This window comes from Streptomyces sp. PA03-3a (genome assembly GCF_033792735.1).
In the GTDB taxonomy this organism is placed as follows: domain Bacteria; phylum Actinomycetota; class Actinomycetes; order Streptomycetales; family Streptomycetaceae; genus Actinacidiphila.
In genome coordinates this window covers 22,738-45,910 of the sequence record NZ_JARAVM010000008.1, presented here as the reverse complement: position 1 = coordinate 45,910, position 23,173 = coordinate 22,738, and the positions used below count along the sequence as shown (strand labels likewise).

The following is a 23,173-nucleotide window of genomic DNA, read 5'->3' as shown; positions in this document are numbered from 1 at the left end:
CCGCGGTGGGGCAGGCTGAGGGGCATGGCGGACGATCTGCGGCACGCACTGCGCCGCGACCTGGAGCGGGCCGTACGGGGCGAGGTCTCCTTCGACCCGCAGAGCAGGGCGCTGACCACGATGGACGCGTCCAACTACCGGCGCGTCCCGGAGGCCGTGGTCGCGCCGTACGACGCCGAGGACGTGGCCGCGGCGCTCGCCGTGTGCCGGTCGCACGGGGTGCCGGTGGTGCCGCGCGGCGGCGGGACGTCGATCGCCGGGCAGGCCACGGGCACCGGCGTCGTGCTCGACTTCACCCGCCACATGCACCGGATCGTGTCACTCAGCCCCGAGGCGTTGACGGCCCGTGTGCAGCCGGGGGTCGTCCTGGACGATCTGCGGCGCGCCGCCGCCGCGCACGGGCTGACCTTCGGCCCCGATCCGTCCACCCACAGCCGCTGCACCCTCGGCGGGATGATCGGCAACAACGCGTGCGGAGCGCACTCCGTCGCCTGGGGCACCACCGCCGACAACGTCCGGGCCCTGGAGTGCCTCACCTACGGCGGCGAGCCGCTGCGCACCGCCGGGCCGCTCCGCGCCGACCTGCGGGAACTGGTGGACGGCCATCTCGCCCTGCTGCGCACCGGCTACCCCCAGCAGCTCCCCCGGCGCATCTCCGGCTACGCCCTGGACGCGCTGCTCCCCGAACGCGGCCGGGACCTGGCCCGAGCCCTGACCGGCAGCGAGGGCACGCTCGCCGTGATCACGGAGGCCGAGGTCCGCCTGGTGCCCGCGCCCCCGGTGCGTGTGCTGGTCGTCCTCGGCTACCCGGACGAGGGCGCCGCCGCCGACGCCGCGCACGGCCTGCTGCCGTACGGTCCGCTGACGGTGGAGGGCATGGCCGCCGACCTGGTGGGCGGGGAGGCCGCCGAACTGCTGCCCCGGGGCGGCGCGTGGCTCTTCGTCGAGATGCCCGGCACCGGCGAGGCGGAGGCGCTGCGGCGGCTCGCGGACGCGGGCGACTCGGTCGTCGTGACCGACCCCGTCGCGCAGCGCGCGCTGTGGCGCGTCCGCGAGGAGGCCGCCGGGACGGCCACCCGCACGCCCGGGGGCGCGGAGGCCTGGCCGGGCTGGGAGGACTGCGCGGTGCCCCCCGCGCGGCTCGGCGCCTACCTGCGCGACTTCCGCGCGCTGCTGCGCGAGCACGGTCTGCACGGCACCCCCTACGGCCACTTCGGCGACGGCTGCATCCACGTGCGCATCGACTTCGACCTGCTCGGCGCCGCCGGCGTGTCCCGTTTCCGGCGCTTCTCCGAGGACGTCGCGGACCTGGTCGTCGCCCACGGCGGCTCGCTGTCCGGGGAGCACGGAGACGGGCAGGCCCGCGCGGAGCTGCTGCCCCGGATGTACGGGGAGGAACTCGTCGCCCTCTTCGGCCGGTTCAAGGACGCGCTGGACCCGGCGGGCGGGCTCAACCCCGGCATGCTCGTGCGGCCCGCCCCCCTCGACGGCAACCTGCGCTTCGCGGTCCTGCCGCGCCGGCCGGTCGACGTCGCCTTCGGCTACCCCCAGGACGGCGGCGACTTCTCGGCGGCGGTGCGCCGCTGCGTCGGCGTCGCCAAGTGCCGTGACACGGGCGGGGGTCCGGGGGAGGGCGTCATGTGCCCCTCGTACCGGGCGACGCGCGAGGAGCGGCACTCCACGCGCGGCCGGGCCCGGCTGCTGCACGAGATGCTCGCCGGCGAGGTCGTCACCGGCGGCTGGCGCTCGCCGGAGGTCGCGGACGCCCTCGACCTGTGCCTGTCCTGCAAGGGCTGCCGCACGGACTGCCCGGTCGGCGTCGACATGGCCACCTACAAGGCGGAGTTCCTGCACCACCACTACCGGCGGCGGCCGCGGCCCGCCTCCCACTACCTGATGGGCGGGCTGCCGACCTGGCTGCGCGCGGCGGCCCCGGCGGCCGGGACCGTCAACGCCCTCGCCCGGGTACGGCCCTTGGCGGCTCTGGCCAAGCGGACCGCGGGGGTCGCGCCCGAACGGGAGTTGCCGCTGCTGGCCGAGGAGTCCTTCGTACGCTGGTGGCGGCGGCAGGAGGAGCAGCCCGCGCCGGGGGCGGGAGCGACCGTGGTGCTGTGGCCGGACACCTTCACCGACCGCTTCTCCCCCGAGGTGGGCCGAGCGGCCGTACGCGTCCTCCAGGCGGCGGGGTTGCGGGCCGTGCTGCCGCCCGGTCGGGTGTGCTGCGGCCTGACCTGGGTCTCGACCGGCCGGCTCGACCGGGCCCGACGGGTGATGCGCCGCACGGTACGGCGGATGGCGCCGGTGGTGGCCGCGGGGCATCCCGTCGTCGTCCTGGAACCGAGCTGCGCGGCGGCGCTCCGCACCGATCTTCCCGAACTCCTCGGCACCGGCGAGGCGGCGGCCCTGGCGGGCTCGGTGCGCACCTTCGCGCAGGTGCTGGAGGAGGCGGCGCCCGGCTGGACGCCGCCCCGCCTCGACCGGGCCGTCACCGGCCAGACCCACTGCCACCAGCACGCCGTCCTCGGTGACGCCGCCGAACGCCGGCTGCGCGCCCGCGCCGGGCTCAACGGCGGGCTGGCCTCCGGCTGTTGCGGCCTGGCCGGGAACTTCGGCTTCGAACGCGGCCACTACGAGGTCTCCGTCGCCTGCGCCGAGGACCGCCTCCTCCCCGCCGTCCGCGCCGCCCGCCCCGGTACGGCCGTCCTGGCGGACGGCTTCTCCTGCCGCACCCAGCTCGCCCAGCTCGCCGGGGTGCGGGCCCGGCACCTGGCGGAGCTGCTGTCCGACGGGCTGTGAGCGCGGGCCGCGAGAAGGTGAGCGGCCTCAGAACTCCGCGGTGTCCAAGTCGAGTCCGAAGGGCTCGGGCAGCCGCAGCGGCGTGCCGAAGGGGTGCGGTCCGTCCACCGACCGGTAGCCGAGCTCCCCCGGCTCCGCGTACAGGGTGCAGCTGCGTTCCTGCCGGTCGACGAGCAGGTACAGCGGGGCGCCGTACTCGGCGTAGCGGCGGCGTTTGACGATGCGGTCGGTGTCGCCGTTGGACTCGGAGGTGACCTCCACCACCAGCAGGGTCTGATGGGGGACGAGAGCGTCGGCTTCCGCCACGTCTTCCGGCACGACGGCCAGGTCCGGCACGTACCAGTTGCCACTGCCAGGAAGGTCCAGGTTCCCCGAGCCTGAGAGGCAGCCCATCTTCTGCACGACGGGATCGATCTGCCGACGGATCAGGGCCGCGGCCTTCTCATGCCCCCACGTAGGTGGCACCACTTGCTGGATGACCCCCTCGACGATCTGCACCCGGTCCCCTCCGTGGTGCCGGATCGCGTACTTGAGCGCGGTTTCCGGATCGTCCGGCGCGTACGAGCCGGCGGCCGCCCGAGGCGCCCAGTGGGGCTGTGAGCTCATCGGTCCTCCAGGGGGCTCCGTGCACGCGACTGACGACACCTCCGATTCTCACGCAACCGCCGCCCACCCGGGTCACCCCGATCGCACATTCACTCGAAACGATGAAGCGCCTCCGGTCGCCGACACCGAGGTCACGGCACCAGCACGAGCCTCCCCCGCAGTCCGCCCTCCGCGAGGCGGGCGTGGGCCTTGGCGACCTCGGCCAGGCATGGGTCTCGGCCACGCGCGTGGTGAGCACGCCCCCGTCCACCAGGGCCACGAGCTCCGCGAGGCGCTCCCCGTCCGGGTGGACCTGGACAGCGGCGACGCGGACGCCGCGCCCGGCGGCGGGCACAGCCTCGGGCCGGGCTGTGACGTAGGCGCCGCCGTCCCGTGCCGCGGCCAGGGCGGGGGCGCCGAGCGCCACCGCGTCGAGAGCGGCGTCGGCCCGGAACGCCGTCCAGGGACGACACGGCCTCGTCGGCGCCCGGTTCCCGCAAAGCAGCGGCGCGTCGGCGGGGCGGGCCAGGGCGACGACGCGCAGCCCCGCGTGGCGGGCCAGCTGGACGGCGTAGCCCCGGACCCCCGCGCACCCTGGAGCGGGACGGCCTGGTGACGCGGACCCTCACACCGTCCGTCCCCGTGCGGGTGGACTACGCGCTGACGCCGCCGGGCGCGAGCCTGGCCACGCTGTTCTCGGCCGTGAAGGAGTGGGCGAAGGAGCACATCGAGGAGGTCGTCGAGGCCCGCGAGCGCTACGACACGGAGGCGGGCGCCGTGGCGGCGGCCGTGGCGGCGGCCGTGGCGGCGGCCGTGGCGGCGGCCGGGGCGCAGTCGCCCTGAGCCGGCGCCGGGCCCCCGGTTTCACCGATCCCCTGTGCCGTTCATCCGTTTTCCGGCATTCTGTTGAGCCATAATCGGCCATTTCGGCCGGGTTACGGCAATGGGGGGACGTCATGCCCGACGGAGAGCGGGGCACGCTCGGCCGGCTCGTGAGAGCGCTCAGCCTGGTGACGCTGGTGACCGTCTATGTCGCGAGCCTGCTGATCACCTACCGCCAGCTGCACGCCAAACCCGTGCTGCAGGAGGTCATCGGGGCACCGGACTGGACCCGCGCGGTGCTGGTCATGGGCCTGGTCATCGGCGGCGGGCTGGGCACGGCCGCGGCGATCGTCGACGACCGCCGCGAGCTGCCCTCCTGGTTCCTGACCGCCGTGGGCGTGGCGGGCGCGCTGGCCTGGAGCCTGTGGGCCTCGTCGAGCCTGGGCGAGGACTACGTCCACATGCTCTTCGCGGCCACCGCCCCGGTCACCGGCATGCTCGTGTGGGCCGAGCTGATGCGGCAGTTCCGCAACCAGCGCCGCCTCGCCGTCGCCTGACCGCCCGGGCGGGCGCCCGGGCCGGGGCCGGGCTCAGGCGGCCACCGACTCCGACTCCCGCGGGACGAACTCGATCAGCTTGTGGTCCTTGCCGCGGTGCAGGTCGATCTTGAGCCGCAGCCCGCCCAGCCGCGCCAGGACGAGTCCGACGCAGGCCGCCGCCGCGGCGGCGACCAGGCCGCCGGCCAGGAAGCCGGTCCTGGCCCCGAAGACGTCGGTGATCCAGCCGACGAGCGGTCCGCCCAGCGGCGTGCCGCCCACGAAGACCATCATGAACAGGCTCATGACGCGGCCCCGCATGGCGGGGTCGGTGGCCAGCTGCACGCTGGCGTTGGCGGTGGTGTTGAAGGTCAGCCCGAAGATGCCGATCGGCAGCATGAGCACCAGGAAGATCCAGTACGTCGGCGCCAGCGCGGCCACGACCTCCAGCAGGCCGAACCCCAGCGCCGCGCCGACCAGCAGCCGCAGCCGGCTGCTTCCGCGCCGCGCCGCCAGCAGCGCGCCGACCACGGAGCCGACCGCGAGGAGCGAGTTGAACAGGCCGTACATGCCGGCGTCGCCGTGGAAGACGTCGTCGGCGAAGGCGGTGAGCCAGATCGGGAAGTTGTACGCGAAGGTGCCGATGAAGCCGACCAGGACGATGGGCCAGATCAGCTCGGGCCGCCCGGCGACGTAGCGCAGCCCCTCGCGCAGCTGCCCCTTGCCGCGCGGCGCGGTGGGCACCTTGTACAGCTGGGAACCGCGCATGAGCAGCAGCCCGGCGAGCGGCGCCAGGAAGGACAGGCCGTTGAAGAGGAACGCCCAGCCGCTGCCGACCGCGGTGATCAGCGCGCCCGCGACGGCGGGGCCGACGAGGCGGGCGCTCTGGAAGTTGGCGGAGTTCAGCGAGACCGCGTTGCGGACGTCGGCCGGGCCGACCATCTCGACGACGAAGGCCTGGCGGGCGGGGTTGTCCACGACGGTGACCATGCCGACGGCGAAGGCCATGGCGTACACGTGCCAGACCTGCACGGCGCCGCTGAGGGTCAGCGCGGCGAGGCCGAGGCCCAGCAGGCCCATGAGGGCCTGGGTGGCCACCAGGATGCGGCGCTTGGGGTAGCGGTCGGCGAGGACGCCGCCGTAGAGCCCGAAGAGGAGCATGGGCAGGAACTGCAGCGCGGTCGTGATGCCGACGGCGAAGGAGGACCCGGTGAGGCTCAGCACCAGCCAGTCCTGCGCGATGCGGGACATCCAGGTGCCGGTGTTGGAGACGATCGCGCCGCCGGCGAAGAGCCGGTAGTTGCGGTTGCGGAGCGAGCTGAACATGCCCCCGGGCGCCGGCGGCGCGGCGGGACGTGCTGCACCGGGAGTCCCGGGCGCTCCCGGGGTTCCGGCCGCTCCCGCGGCGGCGTCGGCGCCCGCCGCGGTGGGCAGGTCGGCCGGGTCGGCGGTGTCGGCCGGTCCGGCCCGCTCAGGGGTGTTCGGTTCGGGTGCGGCTTCTGATGCGGCTGCCGAACTCAATCCGGTCTCGCCTCCTCGTCATCGGTTCCTTGCGTCGGCGTGAGCGAGCTTCTCCAGGACGGGCGCCGCCTCCCTGAGCACGGCGCGTTCCTCCTCCGAGAGGGTGGCCATGAGTTCGGCCAGGAACGCGTTGCGACGCGCCCGGCTCTCCTCGAGCATCGTCTCCGCCTGCTCGGTCTGCCGGACGACGACCTGGCGGCGGTCGTCCGGGTGCGGGTCCCGGTGCACCAGGCCCTTGGACTCGAGCATGGCCACGATCCGCGTCATGGACGGCGGCTGTACGTGCTCCTTGCGGGCCAGCTCACCGGGGGTGGCGGAGCCGCAGCGCGCGAGGGTGCCCAGCACGGACATCTCCGTCGGGCTCAGCGACTCGTCGACCCGCTGGTGGCGCAGTCTGCGGGAGAGCCGCATCACGGCACCGCGCAGCGTGTTCACCGCTGTGCGGTCGTCCTCGGACAGTTCGGTCACGTTCATTAGACTAGCTCATTACTTACGCTAAATAAAAATTGCCGGAGCGGTGCCGCGTCCAAACACATTCGTCAAGGAAGTCACCCATCCGGGTGAGTTCCGCCCCGAAAACGACGCATGCTCCACGGGGCCCGCCGGACCCTTGGGCCATGGCTTCGAGAGTGCTCAGCATGCGCATAGACGGGGACCTGCTGGACCGTCTCCAGGCTCACGCCGCGAAACGCGGGATGAGCGTCCAGGACTACATCGTCCGGACGCTCATCCGCGATGACTTCGACGAGCGGCTGAAGGCCTCCGTCGACGAGACCGAGCAGTTCTACACGGCCGGCTACGTCAGCCCCAGCGCCGGCATCAGGTAGTAGAAGGCGAAGACCGCCGACACCGCGTAGAGGGCGGGCGGCACCTCACGGCCGCGCCCCGCCACCAGCCGCAGCACGCAGAAGGTGATGAACCCGATGCCGATCCCGTTGGTGATCGAGTAGGTGAACGGCATCAGCAGCATCGTCAGGAACGCCGGGATCGCGATCGTGTGGTCGCTCCAGTCGATCTCCCGGACGCTGCCAGCCATGATCAGGAAGCCCACCGCGACCAGCGCGGGAGTGGCCGCCTGCGCCGGGACCATCGTGGCCAGCGGCGCGAAGAACAGGGCGACGACGAAGAGCAGCCCGGTGGCGATCGAGGCGAGGCCGGTGCGCGCCCCCTCGCCGGCGCCGGCGGTGGACTCCGCGTAGCAGGTGTTGGCCGAGCAGGAGGCGAAGCCGCCCGCCGCGGTCGCGACGCCGTCGACCATCAGGACCCGGCTCATCCCGGGCAGGTCGCCCTTGGAGTCCAGCAGGTGCGCCTCGTCGCTGACGCCGAGGATGGTGCCCATCGCGTCGAAGAAGCAGCTCAGCAGCACCGTGAAGACGAAGAGGACGCCGGTGAGGACCCCGACCTCCCGGAAGCCGCCGAACAGGCTCACCTTGCCGATCAGCCCGAAGTCGGGGCTCGCGACCGGGTTGCCGGGCCACTGCGGGACGGTGAGGCCCCACGCGGCGCCCTTGACGTCCGCCACGGCGTCCACGACGAGCGCGAGCAGCGTCATCGCGACGATGCTGATCAGGATGGCGCCGGGCACCTTGCGGATGATCAGCCCGAGGGTCAGCAGCACACCGAGGATGAAGATCAGCACCGGCCAGCCGGTCAGATGGCCGCCAGCGCCCAGCTGCAGCGGGACGGTGGTGTGCGCGGCGTCCGGGATGCGGGTCACGAAGCCGGAGTCGACCAGGCCGATCAGCACGATGAACAGGCCGATGCCGATGGCGATCGCCTTGCGCAGACCGAGCGGCACCGCGCTCATCACCCGCTCCCGCAGGCCCGTGGCGACCAGCACCATGATCGCGAGACCGGCGAGGACCACCATGCCCATCGCGTCCGGCCAGCTCATCTTGGGCGCGAGCTGGAGCGCGACGATGCTGTTCACGCCGAGGCCCGCGGCGAGCGCGATCGGCACGTTGCCGATGACGCCCATGAGCAGGGTGGTGAAGGCGGCGGTCACGACGGTGGCGGTGACCAGCTGGCCGCCGTCGAGGTGGTGGCCGTACTTGTCCACGCCCGAGCTGAGGATGATCGGGTTCAGGACGATGATGTAGGCCATCGCGAAGAAGGTGGCCAGACCACCGCGGATCTCCCGGGGGATCGAGGACCCCCGCTCGGTGATCCGGAAGAACCGGTCGAGCGCGCCGTGGGCGGCCGCCGGGGGCGGGGTCGGGGAGCTGGGCACGACCTTGGCGGTGGTCGACGGGGACATGCGGGTCCTTGCGTGGGGGGGAGCTTTTGGATGTTCCTACGACTGAAACCGGCCAGTCTCGGACTGTTTCAGTATGAACATATGAGCACGGCGAACGCTATCTCCGCGCGTAGACCCTTCTGGGGCACTGGGTACGCTGTGCGCTATGAGCAGCAGCAGCCCCGAGAAGGGGACGACCGGGTTGCGTGAGGCACCGGAGCCACTGGAGGCGAACGACGTCGCGACCGTCACCGTCGGGACGGTCGTCTGGTTCGCGCTCTTCCTCGTCCAGCTCCCCTTCTACGGCTGGTACTCCGACCACGGCCACACCTGGTGGATCTGGACCTGCCTCGCCGGCGGCGGCCTCGGGCTCGTCGGCCTCTGGTACGTGCGCGCCCGCCGGGACGCCATAGCGCGGGCCCGCGCCGCGGAGGACGCCGGACAGGACTGAGCCGGGACCCGCACGTCCGGGCACCGCCGTGCTCCGCGTCGGGGTTCGGCTTCCGGGCCCGTCCGCACGGGCCCTCCCCGGCGGCTACGCCCCCGGTCGTACAGCGCCCCGGAGATGTCCCCGAGAGCGGCCCCTCACCGCGCCGCGGGCGCCGCCCCCCACGTACCGTCGAAGCCATGACGGAACGTACGCAGCGGGAGGCGGCCGGGACGCGACCGGCGACGCCCGGCGGGCTGACCGCTGCCGAGGTGGCGGAGCGGGTCGCGCGGGGCGAGGTCAACGACGTCCCGGTGCGCTCCTCCCGCTCGCTGGCCGAGATCGTCCGCTCGAACGTCTTCACCCGCTTCAACGCGATCATCGGGGTGCTCTTCCTGATCATCCTGGTGGTCGGCCCGATTCAGGACGGCCTGTTCGGCTTCGTCATCATCGCCAACACCGGCATCGGCATCTTCCAGGAGTGGCGCGCCAAGAAGACCCTGGACGGACTCGCCGTGATCGGGGAGGCGAAACCCGCCGTCCGCCGGGACGGGGTCGCCACCCGGGTCTCCACCTCCGAGATCGTCCTCGGCGACCTCATCGAACTCGGGCCGGGCGACAAGGTGGTGGTCGACGGCGAGGTGACCGAGGCCGACAGCCTGGAGGTCGACGAGTCACTGCTCACCGGCGAGGCCGACCCGGTCGTCAAGCGCCCCGGCGACCCCGTGATGTCCGGCAGCTTCGTCGTCGCGGGCGGCGGGGCCTTCACCGCGACCAAGGTCGGCCGGGAGGCCTACGCCGCGCAACTCGCCGAGGAGGCGAGCCGCTTCACCCTCGTCCACTCCGAACTGCGCAGCGGCATCAGCCAGATCCTCAAGTACGTCACGTGGATGATGGTCCCCACCGCGATCGGCCTGATCGTCAGCCAGCTCGTGCTGGAGGACAACGACTGGCGCGAGGCGGTCCGCCGCATGGTCGGCGGGATCGTGCCGATGGTGCCCGAGGGACTGGTCCTGCTCACCTCGGTGGCCTTCGCCATCGGTGTGGTCCGGCTGGGCCGCAAGCAGTGCCTGGTCCAGGAGCTGCCCGCGATCGAGGGGCTGGCCCGGGTGGACGTGGTGTGCCTGGACAAGACCGGCACGCTCACCGAGGGCGGGATGGACGTCGCCGAGCTGCGGATGCTGGACGGCGTGGCGGAGCCCTACGTACGGCAGGTGCTCGGCGCGGTCAGCTCCGCCGACCCTCGTCCCAACCCCACGCTGGCCGCCGTGGCCGCGGCCTTCCCCGCCCCGGACGACGGCTGGCACGTCACGGACGCGCTGCCCTTCTCCTCCGCCCGCAAGTACAGCGGCGCCGCGTTCACCGAACCGGGCGGGGAGCGCAGCACCTGGCTGCTCGGCGCCCCCGACGTGCTGCTCCCCTCCGGCGACCGGGCGCTCGGCGAGGTCGACGGCCTCAACGCCCAGGGTCTGCGGGTGCTGCTGCTCGCCCGGGCGGGGACGGACCTGGGCGACCCGGCGGTGGGCACCTCGGCCGCCCCTGCCGCGCTGGTCGTCCTGGAGCAGCGGCTGCGCCCCGACGCCGCCGACACCCTGCGCTACTTCGCCGAGCAGAACGTGCACGCCAAGGTCATCTCCGGCGACAACGCGGTCTCCGTCGGCGCCGTCGCCGGCAAACTGGGGCTGCCCGGCGCCGAGCGGACGGTCGACGCCCGCAGGCTGCCGGCCGAGCCCGCTCGGATGGCGGCCGAACTCGACCGGGGCACGGTCTTCGGGCGCGTCACCCCGCAGCAGAAGCGGGAGATGGTGGGCGCGCTCCAGTCCGGCGGCCACACCGTGGCGATGACCGGGGACGGCGTCAACGACGTGCTCGCCCTCAAGGACGCGGACATCGGCGTCGCCATGGGCTCGGGCTCCGAGGCGACCCGGGCGGTGGCGCAGATCGTGCTGCTCGACAACAGCTTCTCGGCGCTGCCCTCGGTCGTGGCCGAGGGCCGCCGCGTCATCGGCAACATCACACGCGTGGCGACGCTCTTCCTCACCAAGACCGTCTACTCGGTGCTGCTCGCCCTGCTGGTGATCATCTGGCACGCGCCCTACCCGTTCCTCCCGAGGCACCTGACGCTGCTGTCCACGCTGACCATCGGCGTCCCCGCCTTCTTCCTCGCCCTGGCCCCCAACAAGGAGCGCGCCCAGCCGCACTTCGTGCGCCGGGTCATGCGCTACTCCCTGCCCGCCGGGGTGATCGCGGGCGTCGCCACCTTCGTGACGTATATCCTCGCCCGCCACCACTACCGCGGCGCCGGGGCGCTGGAGGCGGAGACCAGCGCCGCGACGCTGACCCTCTTCCTCGTCGCGATGTGGGTGCTGGCACTCGTCGCGCGCCCCTACACCTGGGGGCGGATCGGCCTGGTCCTCGCCATGGCCGCGGGCTTCCTGGTCGTCCTGGTCACCCCGTGGCTGCAGGAGTTCTTCGCCCTCCGTCTGGTCGGCACCCGGGGCCCCTGGACGGCCGTCGCCGTGGCGGCGGCCGCCTCGGTCCTGCTGGAGCTGGTCTGGCGCCGCGTCCGCCGCACGGACGACGGGGCCGCCGCGCCGGACGAGCACGAGGCGCCGGGACCCCGCTGAGGGGTCCCGGCGCCTCGTGGTGCCGCGGCGGGGCTACTTCACGTCGACGAAGTCGGCCGTGCTGACCGCCTTGCCGGTCGTCGAGGTGCCGAGGAAGTTGTAGCGCCAGTAACCGTCGGTGGACGCCTTGACGGTCGTCTTCAGGGCACCGGTGCTGCTGGACTTGACGGTCTTGACCGTCTTGTAGGTGCTGGTGCCCTTCTTGCGGAACTGCAGCTGCACGGACTGGCTCGTGTAGCCGGCGTACTTGGACGTCGCCCAGTTGGCCCGCGTGAGCTTGCCCGTGACGGTGATGGTCTTGCCCTTCTTCACCGGCTCCGGCGAGGCGTTGACCGTGACCCTGGCGTTGCGCTTCACCTTCGTGGTGGTGACCGCGTTCTCGAGGACCCCGTCCTCGTCCTTGGCCAGGGCGCCGACGGCCACCTTCCAGGTGCCGGCCAGCTCGTTCTTCCAGAGGTCGACCACCGGGTCGAACGTGAAGGTCAGCTTGCAGGTCGAGACCGCGGGAGAAGTGGAGGAGACGGAGCACTTGGCCCGGTCCTCGTTCTGCACCACCCCGCCGTCCACGGTCCCGGGGGTCTCCAGGTCGGTGCCGTGCCAGAGGACGGCGAACACGTCGTCGATGCCGGACGGGTCGGTGGCGGTCACCGCGACGGTGACGGTCTTCGTGGCGGTCGTCCCGAGGACGATCTCGTTGCCGCCGTTGACGACGACCTTGGTGATCCTGGTATCCCCCACGACCTCGTCCGCCGCCGCCTTGGCGGCGAAGGTCCGCAGGTCGGAGGCGCCCGGCTTGCCGGAGGCCTGCGCGGCCGGGACGGCCGGCGAGGCGAGGGCCAGGGCGCCGGAAACGGCCGCCACAATGGCGCGAATACGCATGCGTGAGAACCCCCAGAAGAAGCGACGCCCGTCGTACTCCCCCTGACGCGGCGTCTCAAATGGTGAGAGAGAACATACGCGCGAACCGCTGTTCCATGAACACCTTTTCTCCACATGTCCCGGTGTGACGACGGACACTCCGGTCCCTGCCGGCTCAGTCGAACCAGCGGTCCCGGGCCAGCTCCTCCGTGCGCGTCGGGTCCTCCAGGAGCGCGGCCACCTCGAAGCGGCGCTGCCAGGCGCCGGCCGCCCACGCCAGACCGGCGGCGACGCCTTCCAGCGTTGCGGCGTGCAAGGTGCCTTCGGTCCACCGCCAGTCGAGCTCGACGGTGCTGCCGTCGGGGGCCCTGACCAGCAGTTCCTCGTGCTCGACATAGGAGACGGGGACGCCCGGCAGCAGCTCGCGGACCGCGTCCGCGACGTCGTGCGGCTCCCCCTCCGAGACGACCGGGGCGTCGAAGGCCTCGCTGAGCCGGCGCACCTGGAACAGCTCCGCCAGCGCGGCGGCGCGGACCGGCGGCACCGGGAGCAGCGGCACGCCCGCGGTGAGCGGGAGCAGGTCGGGCGCGTCCGCGACGAGGGCGTCCCCGGCGTCCGCCACCCGCGGCTCGCGCCCGTCGACGACGGCCCGCAGCTCCTCGGGGAGGGTGACCTGCTCGGGGTCGAGGGTGGCCAGCTCGGAGTAGAGCCGGTGCAGCTGGGCCGGGGTGACGGCGGAGTCCGGGTCGGCGAGACGGGCGAGCAGTTCGGCGCCGCCGCCCGGCTCGTCCAGCAGGGCGGCGGCGGACGTGCGCACGCCCAGGGCACGCAGCACCTGGTCGTCCACGGCCCCGGCCTCGGCGTCCTCGTACAGCCCGGCGAGCAGCGGGTCGCCGCCGGCGGCGCGCAGGCCGACCGGGCGGCGGCCGTCGAGCACCGGGTGGTCGCGCAGCCACCAGGCGGTGTAGGGCCGCACGGACTCCGTGCGGCCGTCCGGCAGCAGGACCCGCACCGGCTGCGTGACCGCGTCGCGCAGCGGCGGCACGGAGATCATGGCCAGCGCCTGCGGCCACGCGTCGTCGTCGACGAGGTCGAGGTCGCGCACGGCGACGATCTCGGTGGCGACCGGCGGCACGTCGGTGTCCGGCAGCTGGTCGAGGACGTCCTCGCACCAGACGTCGACAGCGTCGAGCAGCCCGGCGTCGTCCGGCTCGGCCCAGTCGCCCTCGCGAGGCTCCAGCTCGTCCGGGTCGAGCACCACGTCGGTGGCCCTCACCAGGGCGAAGGTGGCCAGGACGCCCACCGCGGTCAGCGGCTGCTCGCCCCAGCGGGCGGCCAGGTCCTCGTCGACGGAGCCGAGTTCGCCCTCCCGGATGACCTGTTCGAAGGCGCTGCCCGGCAGCACCAGCTCACCGGCCGGGGCGAGCTCGCCCTCGTCGTCGGTGAGGGCCAGCGCGGCCAGCCACGGCTCGTCGCCAGGGGCGAGGTTCGCGGCGCGGACCAGGCCGAGGACGACCTCGGCCAGCTCCTCCGCGTCCAGCGCGGGCGCGTCCTCGTCCCAGACCTCGTCGGCGTCCAGGGACGCGGCGACCGCCGCGCGCACCTGCGGGGTGGTGAGGACGGCGCGCGGGGTCGCCGGGGTGGCGCCGAGCTTCTCCAGCAGCGGGTGCGCGGCCTGCGGGTCGGCCACCTTCAGGCCCAGCCGGGCCAGCTCCGAGGCGGCGGGCAGGCCGGTGCTGACCGGGGCGGCCTCCTCGGCGTAGACGCTGTCCATCTCGGGCAGCGGCAGCAGCACCTGGCGCGGGCCGACGACGGTACGCCCGTCGGCGAGGGGTACGGGCAGCCCGCTCAGCCGGTCCGGGTCGGTGCCGGCCAGCGAGTCGTACAGGCGGTGCCACCAGGCCGCGGGCCGCTCCACCCCGGCGAGCCGGTCGATCGCGTCGCCCAGCGGCAGCCGGGCCACCCCGAGGACACGCAGCTCGGGGCGGCGTTCCAGCCCGGGCGGAAGCAGCGTCGGGAAGACCTCCGCCAGCACGCCGACGGTCTCCGCGCCGGTGCCCTCGACGATCTCGGCCTCCACCGGTCGCAGCGCGGGCGGGAGTTCGTCCTCCTCACCGGTGCCCGTGAGGTCGGCGGCGCGCGGCAGGAATGCGGTGCGCGGCAGCCGTTCCAGCACGTGGCGGCGCAGTTCCGCGTCCAGCTCGCCCTTGCCGAGCGGTCCGGGCACCAGGTCCACGATGCCCGCGGTGACCGGCCGCCAGTCCGCCAGCAGCCGTACGTACAGCTCGGCCGCCCGCGCGACCAGGAAGCCGGTGAGGGCGCCGGGTGCGGCGCGGCGCCGGCTCGGGTCCAGCGGCAGCGAGGCGATGAGCAGCGCGGGCAGCCCGAGCGGCTCGTCCGTCGGCGTCGGGGCGTGTACGAAGGGCGCCGTCCGCGGCCGCTCGGGCGCGCCGTCCCGGCCCACCGGGACGGCCCAGGTCACCGACCACACCGGACGCAGCCGCTCCTCGACCGGGCGGTCGGCCAGCAGTGCCGCCTCCAGCGGACCCGCCTCGCTCAATGTGCGCCAGCGGGTGGTGCCGCTGACGCTGTCCTCGACGACGGTCAGCCCGTCCTCCTGACGGCGGGTCAGCGTCCGGACGCCCTCCGGCGTCTCCACGACCACCTCGGCCAGGCCGGGCAGGGACAGCAGCAGGGCGTCGTCGATCGCCGCGAGCAGATGCGCCGCGAGGTCCGCGGCGGCGCCGTCGCGCAGCGGCAGCACGACGCACGTGTCGTAGCCGTCCGGGGCGGTGCCCTCCGCGGGCAGCGGCAGCCGCAGCAGCGGTACGTGGCCGTCCCGGCGGCGCAGTTCGTCGGTGAGCCCGGAGGAGCGCCCCCCGGTCTCCCGCGCGAGGTCGCGGGCCTCGGCCAGCGACCAGCGGACGCCGCCGCTGCGGCTGAGGATCGCGGGCTCGTCGCTGACCGCGAGCACGGCCGAGAAGCCGACACCGAAGCGGCCGACGGCCAGGTCGCCGTCCTCGCGCTTTGCGCTGGCACGCAGCGTCGACAGGGACTCCACGCCCACGGCGTCCAGGTGTGCCCCGGTGTTCGCGGCCGCGAGCACCCCCTCGCGCAGGGTCAGCCGCAGCCGGCCGGCCACCCCGGCGCGGGTCGCCGCGTCGGCGGCGTTCTGGGCCAGTTCGACGACGAGGCGGTCGCGGTAGCCGCCGAGCGCGAGGTCCTCCTCCGCGTTGGCGTCCTCCCGGAACCGGGCGGGCGACGCGGCCCACGCGTCCAGCACGGCCCGCCGCAGCCGTGCGGTCCCGAACGGATCTGCGCCCCGGTCCATCGCGGTCCCGCTCACGTCGTCTTCTCCCTCACGCGCTGTCGCATGCCCTGTGCGAGTGACGCTACCGCGTGCGCCCCCGGCCGGTCGTACCGCGCGGGCGGCACCCGGGGACGACGGGAGCACCGGCACCGGACCGGCGCCCCGGGGGACGGCGGCAGCCCGGACCCACGGGCCGCCCCCACCGCGAGCCCGGCCGCACGGCACCGGTCAGCCCCGGCCAGGCGGCCCCAGCGGCCGGTGCCCGCAGGGGCCGCGCCCGGGCTCGGCCATGGGCGCAGCCCGCGGCGCGGCGCGTGGCAACCGGACAACCGGAGAACCGGAGAACCGCCACCGCGGGCGCGGCCCAGCCGCCGTCAGGCGTCAGCTGTGGCCGAGTTCCTCGGCCGGCGTGGTGTCCTCGACGGAGCCGTGGCGGTCGGGGTGGAGGGGGAGCGGCTCGACCGCGGTCTCGTCCAGGACGGGCGGGGCCGGGCGCGGGGTCTTCGGCATGACCGCGGCCTCGGAGTGCGCGCCGCACCCGTAGGCGAGGGAGACGACGCGCCCGTCGGCCGGGGAGAACTCGTTCGCGCACACGCCGAAGGCCTGCCGCAGGGAGCCCGCGATGGGGACGAGGAAGCCGCAGGAGACGCACTGGGCGGGGGCGGCCTGGGCCATGGGGGCCTTGGGGCCGTACTCGTCCTCCCAGCGGTCCGCGGCGACGTGCAGCCCGTAGCGGGACAGCACGCGCGGCCGCGCCATGCCGATCTCCTCCGCGACGGCGGCGATCGTGCCGACCGTGGGCGCCATCGGCAGGGTCGCCGGGGGGCCGCCGGAGACGTCGGCGTCCTCGGCCTCGACCAGCTCGGCCATCTCCTCGGAGACCGGCGAGTTCGGCGGCGGGACGTCCTCACCGGAGAAGCCGCTCTCCAGGCGCAGGTCCTCCGCCTCGGTGGGCAGCAGGTCGCCGGGGCCGAGGTCGCCGGGGCGCAGGCGCTCGCTCCACGGCACCCATTCGGGAGCGAGAACGGCCTCGGGCCCGGGCACCAGGACCGTCTCGTCCAGGGTGATCGCCTTGGCGCGGGAGGCGCGCGTCAGCGTGACCGCCCAGCGCCAGCCCCGGTAGCCGGCCTCGCGGCAGTCGAACAGGTGCGTCACGACACGGTCGGCCTCGGCGACCGCGCCGAGGTGCTCGCCGACCGCTTTCTCGCCGAAGGCCTCGACGGCGGCTTCAAGGGCGAGGTCGACCGCCTCGGCGCACAGGCGGTCAGGGGTACGGCTTCGCATCGCAGCACTCACAAGAATCGATTCTCTCCTACGCCGTCTTACGCGTGCGCCGCCGAGGGTCGGGCGGGGCGGTGGCGGAGCGGACCGGAGGACCGCTTCAAACGCTGCCTGCCCGTACGTCCACGGGCGCACCTGATGACTCCATTCTGCGCGATCGCACGCTATCGGTGCGCGCCCCGTTCGGAAAGCCGCCCGGTAGGGCAGACTGGCGAGCGTGGCACGCACAGTGACGTCCGGCCCGGGACCGGTTCGCAGGGCGGGGAACGCCGTCGCGCGTGCCACGCAGCGTACGTCGTCCGCCGTGGTGCGCCGCGTGCGGCGTCACACGCATTCGGGCGGGGCGGGCGAGTCGGGCCTCGCGAAGCTCATCGAGCTGCACGCGGTGAACTCGGCGGGCGACATGCTGATCACCGTCGCGCTCGCCAGCACGATCTTCTTCTCCGTGCCGACCGGCGAGGCGCGCGGCCGCGTGGCGCTCTACCTGATCGTCACGATGGCACCGTTCGCGCTGCTGGCCCCGGTGGTCGGACCGCTGCTGGACCGCATCCCGCACGGGCGGCGCGCCGCGATGGCGATGTCGATGCTGGCCCGGGCGATCCTGGCCTGGACGATGGCCGGGGTGGTGTCGACCGCCGGACTGGAGCTGTATCCGGCGGCCTTGGGCGTGCTCGTGGCGTCGAAGGCGTACGGCGTGGTGCGCAGCGCGGTGGTGCCGCGGCTGCTGCCGGCGCGTACGACGCTGGTGAAGGCGAACTCCCGGGTGAGCCTGACCGGCCTGCTGGCCACGGCCGTGGCGGCGCCGATCGGCGGGCTGCTCCATCTGATCGGGCCGGGCGTGCCGCTGTACGGGGCCTTCGCCGTCTTCGTCTGCGGGACGCTGCTCTCCTTCTCGCTCCCGCACAAGGTGGACTCCGCCAAGGGCGAGGCACGCGCCGAGCTGAGCGCGGGCGAGGACGTCGAGCCGCACCGCGTGGGCCGGCAGTGGCGGGAGAAGCGGCCCGGGCTGCGGAGCGTCGGCGGTCCGGTGCTGCACGCCCTGCAGGCCAACGCGTCGCTGCGGGCCCTGTCGGGGTTCCTGACGCTCTTCCTCGCGTTCCTGCTGCGCGAGCATCCGCTGGGCGGCCTGTCGGGGCCCGTGTCGCTGGGCCTGGTCGCCGTCGCGGCGGGCACCGGCAACGCCTTCGGCACCGCGCTGGGCTCCTGGCTGCGCGCCCGCGGGCCCGAGCGGATCATCATCAGCGCGCTGGCGGCCGCCCTGGCGGCGACGTGCCTGGCCGCGGCCTGGTACGGGGTGCCGACCATCGCCGTCGTCGCGGCCGCGGCGGGCATCGCGCAGGCGCTGGGCAAGCTCTCGCTGGACGCCCTCATCCAGCGCGACGTGCCGGAGGAGGTGCGCACCTCGGCGTTCGCCCGCTCGGAGACCGCCCTCCAGATGGCCTGGGTGATCGGCGGCGCCATCGGCATCGTCCTGCCGCTCAACGGCACGCTGGGGATGGCGGTGGCGGCGGCCCTGGTGGCGCTCGGCGTCGCCTTCTCGGCCCGCGGCCTGATGACGGGCGCCCGGGGACGGGCGGCACGTCCTCGCGCGGTGTGAGCGGGGTGGGCCGGGGGACACGAGCGGGCCCCCCGCGTAGCGGGAGCGCGACCGCCCGGTAGCCTCACCTTCATGAGCAATCGCCGCCGTGCCGCCGCCCTCGGTGCCGTGTCCCTCGGGCTGATCGCCCTCTCCGCCTGCGAGAAGCCGACCCCCCTGGCGACCGTCACCGTCGGCGACAGGACCGTGACCACCGAGGCCACCAGCAAGTGCTACCTCGACGGGAAGAAGCTGACGGAGCAGGCCTTCCTGTCCTGCCTGCAGGGCAAGCCCGAGAAGACCATCACGGTCCGGCCCGGTGACAAGGTGCGGATCGGCGTCGACCCCGCGATCGCCGAGAAGGGCTGGGTCGTGGCCGCCGGCACCTCCGGCAAGTCGGGGCTGCTGAAGGACACCACCTACCGCTCCTTCGACGCCGAGACGCTGCTCGCCGACGCGCAGTCCGGTGCCGCGGCCAGCGAGGTCACCCTCAACATCATCGAGACCGGCAAGGCCCAGGACTACCTCGGCGTCTGGCAGTTCAAGCTGAAGACGGCGGACTGAACCGCCCGCGAACGACGGACATGACGCCCCGCCTCCTCGTCGTCACCGCCGTCCCGGCGGAACGCGACGCGGTCGTCCGCGGCCTCGGCGGCACGGCCGCCGAGACACCCGTACCCGGTGGCCGTGTCCTGCTGCGCACCGCGCTCGCGGACGTGCTGGCCGCGGGGGTCGGACCGGCGGCGGCCGCGGCCGGCACCGCGGCCGCGCTCACCGCGGCCGAGTACCGGCTGGTCGTCTCGGCCGGGATCGCCGGCGGCTTCCAGCCCGGTGCGCCGGTGGGTTCGGTGGTCGTCGCCGACGTCGTCGTGGCGGCCGACCTGGGCGCGGAGGGCCCGGGGGGCTTCCTCCCGGTCGCCGAGCTGGGCTTCGGCACCTCCGAGCACCGTCCGCCCGCACCGCTGTCCCGCCGTGTCGCCGAGGCGCTCGGCGCGGCGTACGGGCCGGTCCTGACGGTGTCGACGGTGACCGGGACGGCGGTACGCGCCGCCGAGCTGACGGACCGTCATCCAGGGGTGCTGGCCGAGGCCATGGAGGGCTTCGGCGTCGCGGAGGCGGCCGCGGCACACGGGCTGCCGGTCCTGGAGGTCCGCACGGTGTCCAATCCCGTGGGTCCGCGTGACCGCGCGGCCTGGCGGATCGGGGAGGCGCTCGACGCGCTCGCCGACGCGTTCGCCCGGCTCGGGAAGCAACCCGCCGTACTCGACGTTGGAGACCGGACATGAGCCAAGAGCGCGCACTGCGGATCGCCTACTCCCCGTGCCCCAACGACACCTTCGTCTTCCACGCCTGGGCGCACGGCCTGGTCCCGGGCGCGCCGCCGATCGACGTGACGTTCGCGGACATCGACATCACCAACGGCATGGCCGAGCGCGGCGAGTTCGACGTGCTGAAGGTGTCGTACGCGGTGCTGCCCTACGTGCTCGACGAGTACGCGCTGCTGCCCGCCGGCGGCGCGCTGGGCCGCGGCTGCGGCCCGCTCGTGCTGACCAGGGACGAGGCCACGGGCAAGGGCGCCGACCTGAGCGGACGGACGGTGGCGGTGCCGAGCGAGCGCTCGACGGCGTACCTGCTGTTCCGGCTGTGGGCGGCCGCCGAAGTGCCGGGCGGTGTCGGGGAGATCGTCGTCCTGCCGTTCCACGAGATCATGCCCGCGGTGCGGGACGGCCGGGTCGACGCGGGCCTGGTGATCCACGAGGCGCGCTTCACCTACCAGGACTACGGGCTGCACAAGCTCGCGGACATGGGCGAGCACTGGGAGCGGACGACCACCCTGCCCATCCCGCTCGGCGCGATCATCGCCAAGCGCTCGCTGGGCGAGGAGCGGCTGCGCGAGCTGGCGGCCGCGGCCCGCACCTCCGTCCACATGGCCTGGGACGAGCCCGAGGTCTCGCGCGACTACGTCATGGAGCACGCGCAGGAGATGGACCCGAAGGTGGCGGACCAGCACATCGGGCTGTACGTCAACGAGTTCACCTCGGCGCTCGGCGAGGAGGGCTACGCGGCGATCCGCGGGCTGCTCACCCGGGCCGCGGCCGAGGGGCTGGTACCGCCCCTCGGACCGCACGCGCTCGATTTGTGAGCGGGTGCCCGGGCGGAGGTCAGACGTCCAGCTGGTCGGCGACGACGCGCAGCACGGAGGCGATCTTGTGGCCGTGGGCCTTGTCCGGGTAACGGCCGCGCTGCAGCGAGCGGGCGACGTCCTCCAGCAGCGTGGTGAGGTCCTGCACGATGGGCAGCAGTTCGTCGGGCTTGCGCCGCTGCGCGGCCGCCACGGACGGCGCCGGGTCCAGCAGGGTCACCGACAGCGCCTGGTCACCGCGTTGCCCGGCGACCACCCCGAACTCGACTCGCTGCCCCGGCTTCAGCGTGGCCACGCCGTCCGGCAGGACGGAGGAGTGGACGAAGACGTCACCGCCGTCGTCGCGGGAGAGGAAGCCGAAGCCCTTCTCGCTGTTGAACCACTTGACCTTGCCGGTAGGCACGTCCGACCTCGTCCTCGCTGTAGACAGAAAAAGCTCTTGGATAGCAAGACAGCGGGTCCCTTGGCAGACCCGCCGCCATAAGGCTAATGGCCCAGGGGCGTGTGACAAGACTTCGTGGTCCTACTGCTCCAGCCGGCATCCGGCCGGTGCGCAGCGACTTCCCCGGCGATCTACCCTGGTCGGGTGACCAACGAAACCCGGAAACCCGGCGATCTCCTCGTGCGCGCCGGCGCCGCCGTCTTCGTCCTCGGCGCACTCGGCACTCTGGCCACCGTGGCCCCGCTCTTCCTGGGTTCCGACCCGCTGCCGACCGCCGCCTACCTGGTGTCGATGCTCATGGGGGTCGGCTTCGCGCTGGCCCTGGCCGGGCTGCTGCGCTCCGCGCGGGCGCAGAGCCGTCAGGCGACGGCGTCTGGGTCCGGGGCGTAGGAGGCGAACCAGGCCGGGAACTCCGTCAGGTCTGCGAGCACGACGTCCGCCCCGGCGGCGCGCAGTTCGTCCGCGGCGACCGGGCCCGTGGCCACCGCCACGGACAGCGCGCCGGCCGTACGGGCCCCGACGACGTCGCCGACGTGGTCCCCGACGTAGACCGCCGCGCCGTACTCGAGCAGGGCCTCCGCCTTCGCCTCGGCCCACAGCCAGCCGCGCACCTCGTCGACCTCGATGCCCAGGTGCGTGAGGTGCAGCTTGGCGTTCGGCTCGTGCTTCGCGGTGACCACGACGGCCCGGCCGCCCGCGGCGTGCACGGCGGCGACGGCCTCGCGCGCCCCCGGCATGGCCGGGGTCGGGGCGACGGCGTACTCGGGGTACAGCGCGCGGTAGCGGTCGGCGACCGCGGGAATGTCCTCCGCGGGGAACCAGTGCGCCAGCTCCCAGTCGAGCGGCGGCCCGAGGCGGGTGACCGCGAGCGCGGCGTCGACGAAGACCCCGGTCTCCTCGCTGAGGCGCTCATACGTGGCCCGGATGCCGGGTCGTGAGTCGATCAGGGTCATGTCGAGGTCGAAACCGACCGTTATCGGGGATGTCGGCAGGGAGGCGGGCATGGCAGTCACTCTAACGAGGCGGCCGGCCGGCCCGGCTCCCCCTCCACAGCAGGAAGGCGGCGGAGGCGACCGCCGCGATCCGCACGACCGTGGGCAGCACGTCGGCTATCGCGGAGTCCAGGCCCCCCTCGGGTATCGGCTCGCCCCACCGGCCTGCGAAGCGGCCCCAGATCCAGACCAGCGCGGCCCCGGCGATCAGCCCCGGCAGGCCCAGCGCCGCGAACCGGGACGCGCGGCGGGACAGGCGGCGTGAACCGTACGCCACGGCCCAGCCCGCGAGGAGGGCGATCCAGGAGCCGAGGACGGCGCCGGCGAGCAGCAGGAGCGCGGCGGCGGTCTCCAGGAGTCCGGCCCGCCACCGCCTGCGGCGCTTGACCGCGGCCGGGGCGGCTTCCGGCCGGGCCTCGGGCTCGGGCGCGGGTTTCTCCGGACCGCCGTCGGGGGCGGCCTCCGGGTCCTCCTCGGGGGTGAGGGGGATGAGCAGGCCGCCGGTCATGCCGGGCAGCCCATCCACTTCGTCCCCTGGCCGGGGCTTCCGCGCCGGCGACGGGGACGGGGCCTGCGTGCGCTGCTCGGGCAGCCGCCACCACTCCGGCTCCGCCGGTGCGGGCGCCTCCGGGGCGCGGGGCGCGGGCACCGCGGCGGCCTCCTGCACCACCGCGTCGGGTGCGCCCAGCCGGCCCAGGATCCGCCGCACCGCGGCGGGGCTGTCGCTGCCGTGCCGCTGCCGGTCGATGTCCTGGCGCAGGCGCGCCACGAGGTCCCGCCGGCGGTCCGCCGGCAGGGCGGTCTGTGCCAGGTCCCCCACCTTGCTGAGGTAGTCCAGAACCAACCGGTCGCTCTCCTCCGCACCCATACGCCGACGCTACCGCCCTCCGGGCGTTCCCCGGTGCGGGGTTGCGGGGAGCGGCCCGGGGAGGAGGGTGGACGGCATCCGACCTGGCACACATCCGCGCACGTCAAGCGTCGGCATGGGGGGCACCTCCCTGGGCCGTGTCCGCGGGGGTGG

General features: G+C 74.1%; 21 protein-coding genes and 1 pseudogene. 12 read left to right on the top strand and 10 right to left on the bottom strand.

What is annotated here, in order from left to right; all coding sequences use genetic code 11:
• The first annotated feature begins 24 nt into the window (after nucleotides 1-24).
• The gene (locus PV342_RS11835; protein WP_500316888.1) at nucleotides 25-2,796 is read left to right on the top strand and encodes an FAD-binding and (Fe-S)-binding domain-containing protein; all 2,772 of its coding nucleotides are present in this window, start codon (nucleotides 25-27) and stop codon (nucleotides 2,794-2,796) included.
• Nucleotides 2,797-2,823: 27 nt separating this feature from the next.
• Here PV342_RS11835 and PV342_RS11830 read toward each other — a convergent pair whose 3' ends face one another.
• Nucleotides 2,824-3,402, bottom strand: a complete 579-nt coding sequence (locus tag PV342_RS11830) for a Uma2 family endonuclease (RefSeq protein WP_400804000.1) — start codon at nucleotides 3,400-3,402, stop codon at nucleotides 2,824-2,826.
• 208 nt (nucleotides 3,403-3,610) lie between these two features.
• Here PV342_RS11830 and PV342_RS11825 point away from each other — a divergent pair, with 208 nt between their 5' ends.
• The 3 genes and pseudogenes from PV342_RS11825 to PV342_RS11815 all read left to right on the top strand — a co-directional run bounded on the left by PV342_RS11825 (nucleotide 3,611) and on the right by PV342_RS11815 (nucleotide 4,760).
• Nucleotides 3,611-3,997, top strand: coding sequence for a hypothetical protein (locus tag PV342_RS11825; RefSeq protein WP_500317156.1), 387 nt, complete (start codon nucleotides 3,611-3,613; stop codon nucleotides 3,995-3,997).
• A pseudogene (locus PV342_RS11820) lies at nucleotides 3,970-4,224 on the top strand (winged helix-turn-helix transcriptional regulator); the annotation flags it as partial. The gene PV342_RS11825 and the pseudogene PV342_RS11820, both read left to right, overlap by 28 nt.
• 113 nt (nucleotides 4,225-4,337) lie before the next feature.
• Nucleotides 4,338-4,760, top strand: coding sequence for a hypothetical protein (locus PV342_RS11815; RefSeq protein ID WP_386988079.1), 423 nt, complete (start codon nucleotides 4,338-4,340; stop codon nucleotides 4,758-4,760).
• 33 nt (nucleotides 4,761-4,793) lie between these two features.
• On the opposite strand, the gene PV342_RS11810 is transcribed toward PV342_RS11815, so the two are convergent.
• A complete protein-coding gene (locus PV342_RS11810) occupies nucleotides 4,794-6,260 on the bottom strand; it encodes an MFS transporter (protein ID WP_400804005.1) in 1,467 nt (488 codons plus the stop codon).
• An 18-nt stretch (nucleotides 6,261-6,278) separates the two neighbouring features.
• The gene (locus PV342_RS11805; RefSeq protein ID WP_018560011.1) at nucleotides 6,279-6,734 is read right to left on the bottom strand and encodes a MarR family winged helix-turn-helix transcriptional regulator; all 456 of its coding nucleotides are present in this window, start codon (nucleotides 6,732-6,734) and stop codon (nucleotides 6,279-6,281) included.
• A 143-nt stretch (nucleotides 6,735-6,877) separates the two neighbouring features.
• Between PV342_RS11805 and PV342_RS11800 the strand changes: the two genes are divergently transcribed.
• Entirely contained in the window at nucleotides 6,878-7,087 is a 210-nt protein-coding gene (locus PV342_RS11800; protein ID WP_018560012.1) for a hypothetical protein, read from the top strand.
• Here PV342_RS11800 and PV342_RS11795 read toward each other — a convergent pair.
• Entirely contained in the window at nucleotides 7,057-8,517 is a 1,461-nt protein-coding gene (locus tag PV342_RS11795) for an NCS2 family permease (protein ID WP_500316885.1), read from the bottom strand. The genes PV342_RS11800 and PV342_RS11795 overlap by 31 nt on opposite strands.
• Nucleotides 8,518-8,662: 145 nt before the next feature.
• On the opposite strand from PV342_RS11795, the gene PV342_RS11790 reads away from it, so the two are divergent.
• Nucleotides 8,663-8,947 carry a DUF2530 domain-containing protein gene (locus PV342_RS11790; RefSeq protein WP_386988072.1) on the top strand — a complete coding sequence of 95 codons (285 nt, stop codon included), beginning with the start codon at nucleotides 8,663-8,665 and terminating at the stop codon, nucleotides 8,945-8,947.
• 176 nt (nucleotides 8,948-9,123) lie between these two features.
• Nucleotides 9,124-11,550, top strand: a complete 2,427-nt coding sequence (locus PV342_RS11785; protein ID WP_500316884.1) for an HAD-IC family P-type ATPase — start codon at nucleotides 9,124-9,126, stop codon at nucleotides 11,548-11,550.
• Between the two features lie 33 nt (nucleotides 11,551-11,583).
• Here PV342_RS11785 and PV342_RS11780 read toward each other — a convergent pair whose 3' ends face one another.
• From PV342_RS11780 to PV342_RS11770, 3 genes are all read right to left on the bottom strand, one after another.
• Entirely contained in the window at nucleotides 11,584-12,429 is an 846-nt protein-coding gene (locus PV342_RS11780) for a calcium-binding protein (protein ID WP_400804020.1), read from the bottom strand.
• A gap of 154 nt (nucleotides 12,430-12,583) precedes the next feature.
• A complete protein-coding gene (locus PV342_RS11775; protein ID WP_500317148.1) occupies nucleotides 12,584-15,739 on the bottom strand; it encodes a sacsin N-terminal ATP-binding-like domain-containing protein in 3,156 nt (1,051 codons plus the stop codon).
• A gap of 360 nt (nucleotides 15,740-16,099) precedes the next feature.
• Nucleotides 16,100-17,002: a DUF3027 domain-containing protein gene (locus PV342_RS11770; protein WP_018560018.1), complete on the bottom strand. Its 903-nt coding sequence runs from the start codon at nucleotides 17,000-17,002 to the stop codon at nucleotides 16,100-16,102.
• A gap of 214 nt (nucleotides 17,003-17,216) precedes the next feature.
• Between PV342_RS11770 and PV342_RS11765 the strand changes: the two genes are divergently transcribed.
• The 4 genes from PV342_RS11765 (at nucleotide 17,217) to PV342_RS11750 (ending at nucleotide 20,718) form a co-directional block, all read left to right on the top strand.
• On the top strand, nucleotides 17,217-18,596 hold the full coding sequence (locus PV342_RS11765; RefSeq protein ID WP_400804023.1) for an MFS transporter: 1,380 nt from the start codon (nucleotides 17,217-17,219) through the stop codon (nucleotides 18,594-18,596).
• Nucleotides 18,597-18,668: 72 nt separating this feature from the next.
• The gene (locus PV342_RS11760) at nucleotides 18,669-19,139 is read left to right on the top strand and encodes a hypothetical protein (protein ID WP_018560020.1); all 471 of its coding nucleotides are present in this window, start codon (nucleotides 18,669-18,671) and stop codon (nucleotides 19,137-19,139) included.
• Nucleotides 19,140-19,159: 20 nt separating this feature from the next.
• Nucleotides 19,160-19,861 carry a futalosine hydrolase gene (locus PV342_RS11755; RefSeq protein ID WP_400804025.1) on the top strand — a complete coding sequence of 234 codons (702 nt, stop codon included), beginning with the start codon at nucleotides 19,160-19,162 and terminating at the stop codon, nucleotides 19,859-19,861.
• Nucleotides 19,858-20,718 carry a 1,4-dihydroxy-6-naphtoate synthase gene (locus PV342_RS11750; protein ID WP_400804028.1) on the top strand — a complete coding sequence of 287 codons (861 nt, stop codon included), beginning with the start codon at nucleotides 19,858-19,860 and terminating at the stop codon, nucleotides 20,716-20,718. Before PV342_RS11755 ends, PV342_RS11750 begins: the two co-directional genes overlap by 4 nt.
• Before the next feature lie 19 nt (nucleotides 20,719-20,737).
• Here PV342_RS11750 and PV342_RS11745 read toward each other — a convergent pair whose 3' ends face one another.
• A complete protein-coding gene (locus PV342_RS11745) occupies nucleotides 20,738-21,121 on the bottom strand; it encodes a cold-shock protein (RefSeq protein ID WP_018560023.1) in 384 nt (127 codons plus the stop codon).
• A 183-nt stretch (nucleotides 21,122-21,304) separates the two neighbouring features.
• Between PV342_RS11745 and PV342_RS11740 the strand changes: the two genes are divergently transcribed.
• Complete coding sequence (locus PV342_RS11740; RefSeq protein WP_026251172.1) at nucleotides 21,305-21,550, top strand: hypothetical protein; 246 nt, start codon at nucleotides 21,305-21,307, stop codon at nucleotides 21,548-21,550.
• On the opposite strand, the gene PV342_RS11735 is transcribed toward PV342_RS11740, so the two are convergent.
• Together PV342_RS11735 and PV342_RS11730 are read right to left on the bottom strand one after the other, a co-directional pair.
• Nucleotides 21,520-22,164 carry an HAD family hydrolase gene (locus PV342_RS11735; protein WP_386988053.1) on the bottom strand — a complete coding sequence of 215 codons (645 nt, stop codon included), beginning with the start codon at nucleotides 22,162-22,164 and terminating at the stop codon, nucleotides 21,520-21,522. The genes PV342_RS11740 and PV342_RS11735 overlap by 31 nt on opposite strands.
• A 10-nt stretch (nucleotides 22,165-22,174) precedes the next feature.
• On the bottom strand, nucleotides 22,175-23,020 hold the full coding sequence (locus PV342_RS11730; protein ID WP_500316879.1) for an HAAS signaling domain-containing protein: 846 nt from the start codon (nucleotides 23,018-23,020) through the stop codon (nucleotides 22,175-22,177).
• Between the last annotated feature and the right edge of the window lie 153 nt (nucleotides 23,021-23,173).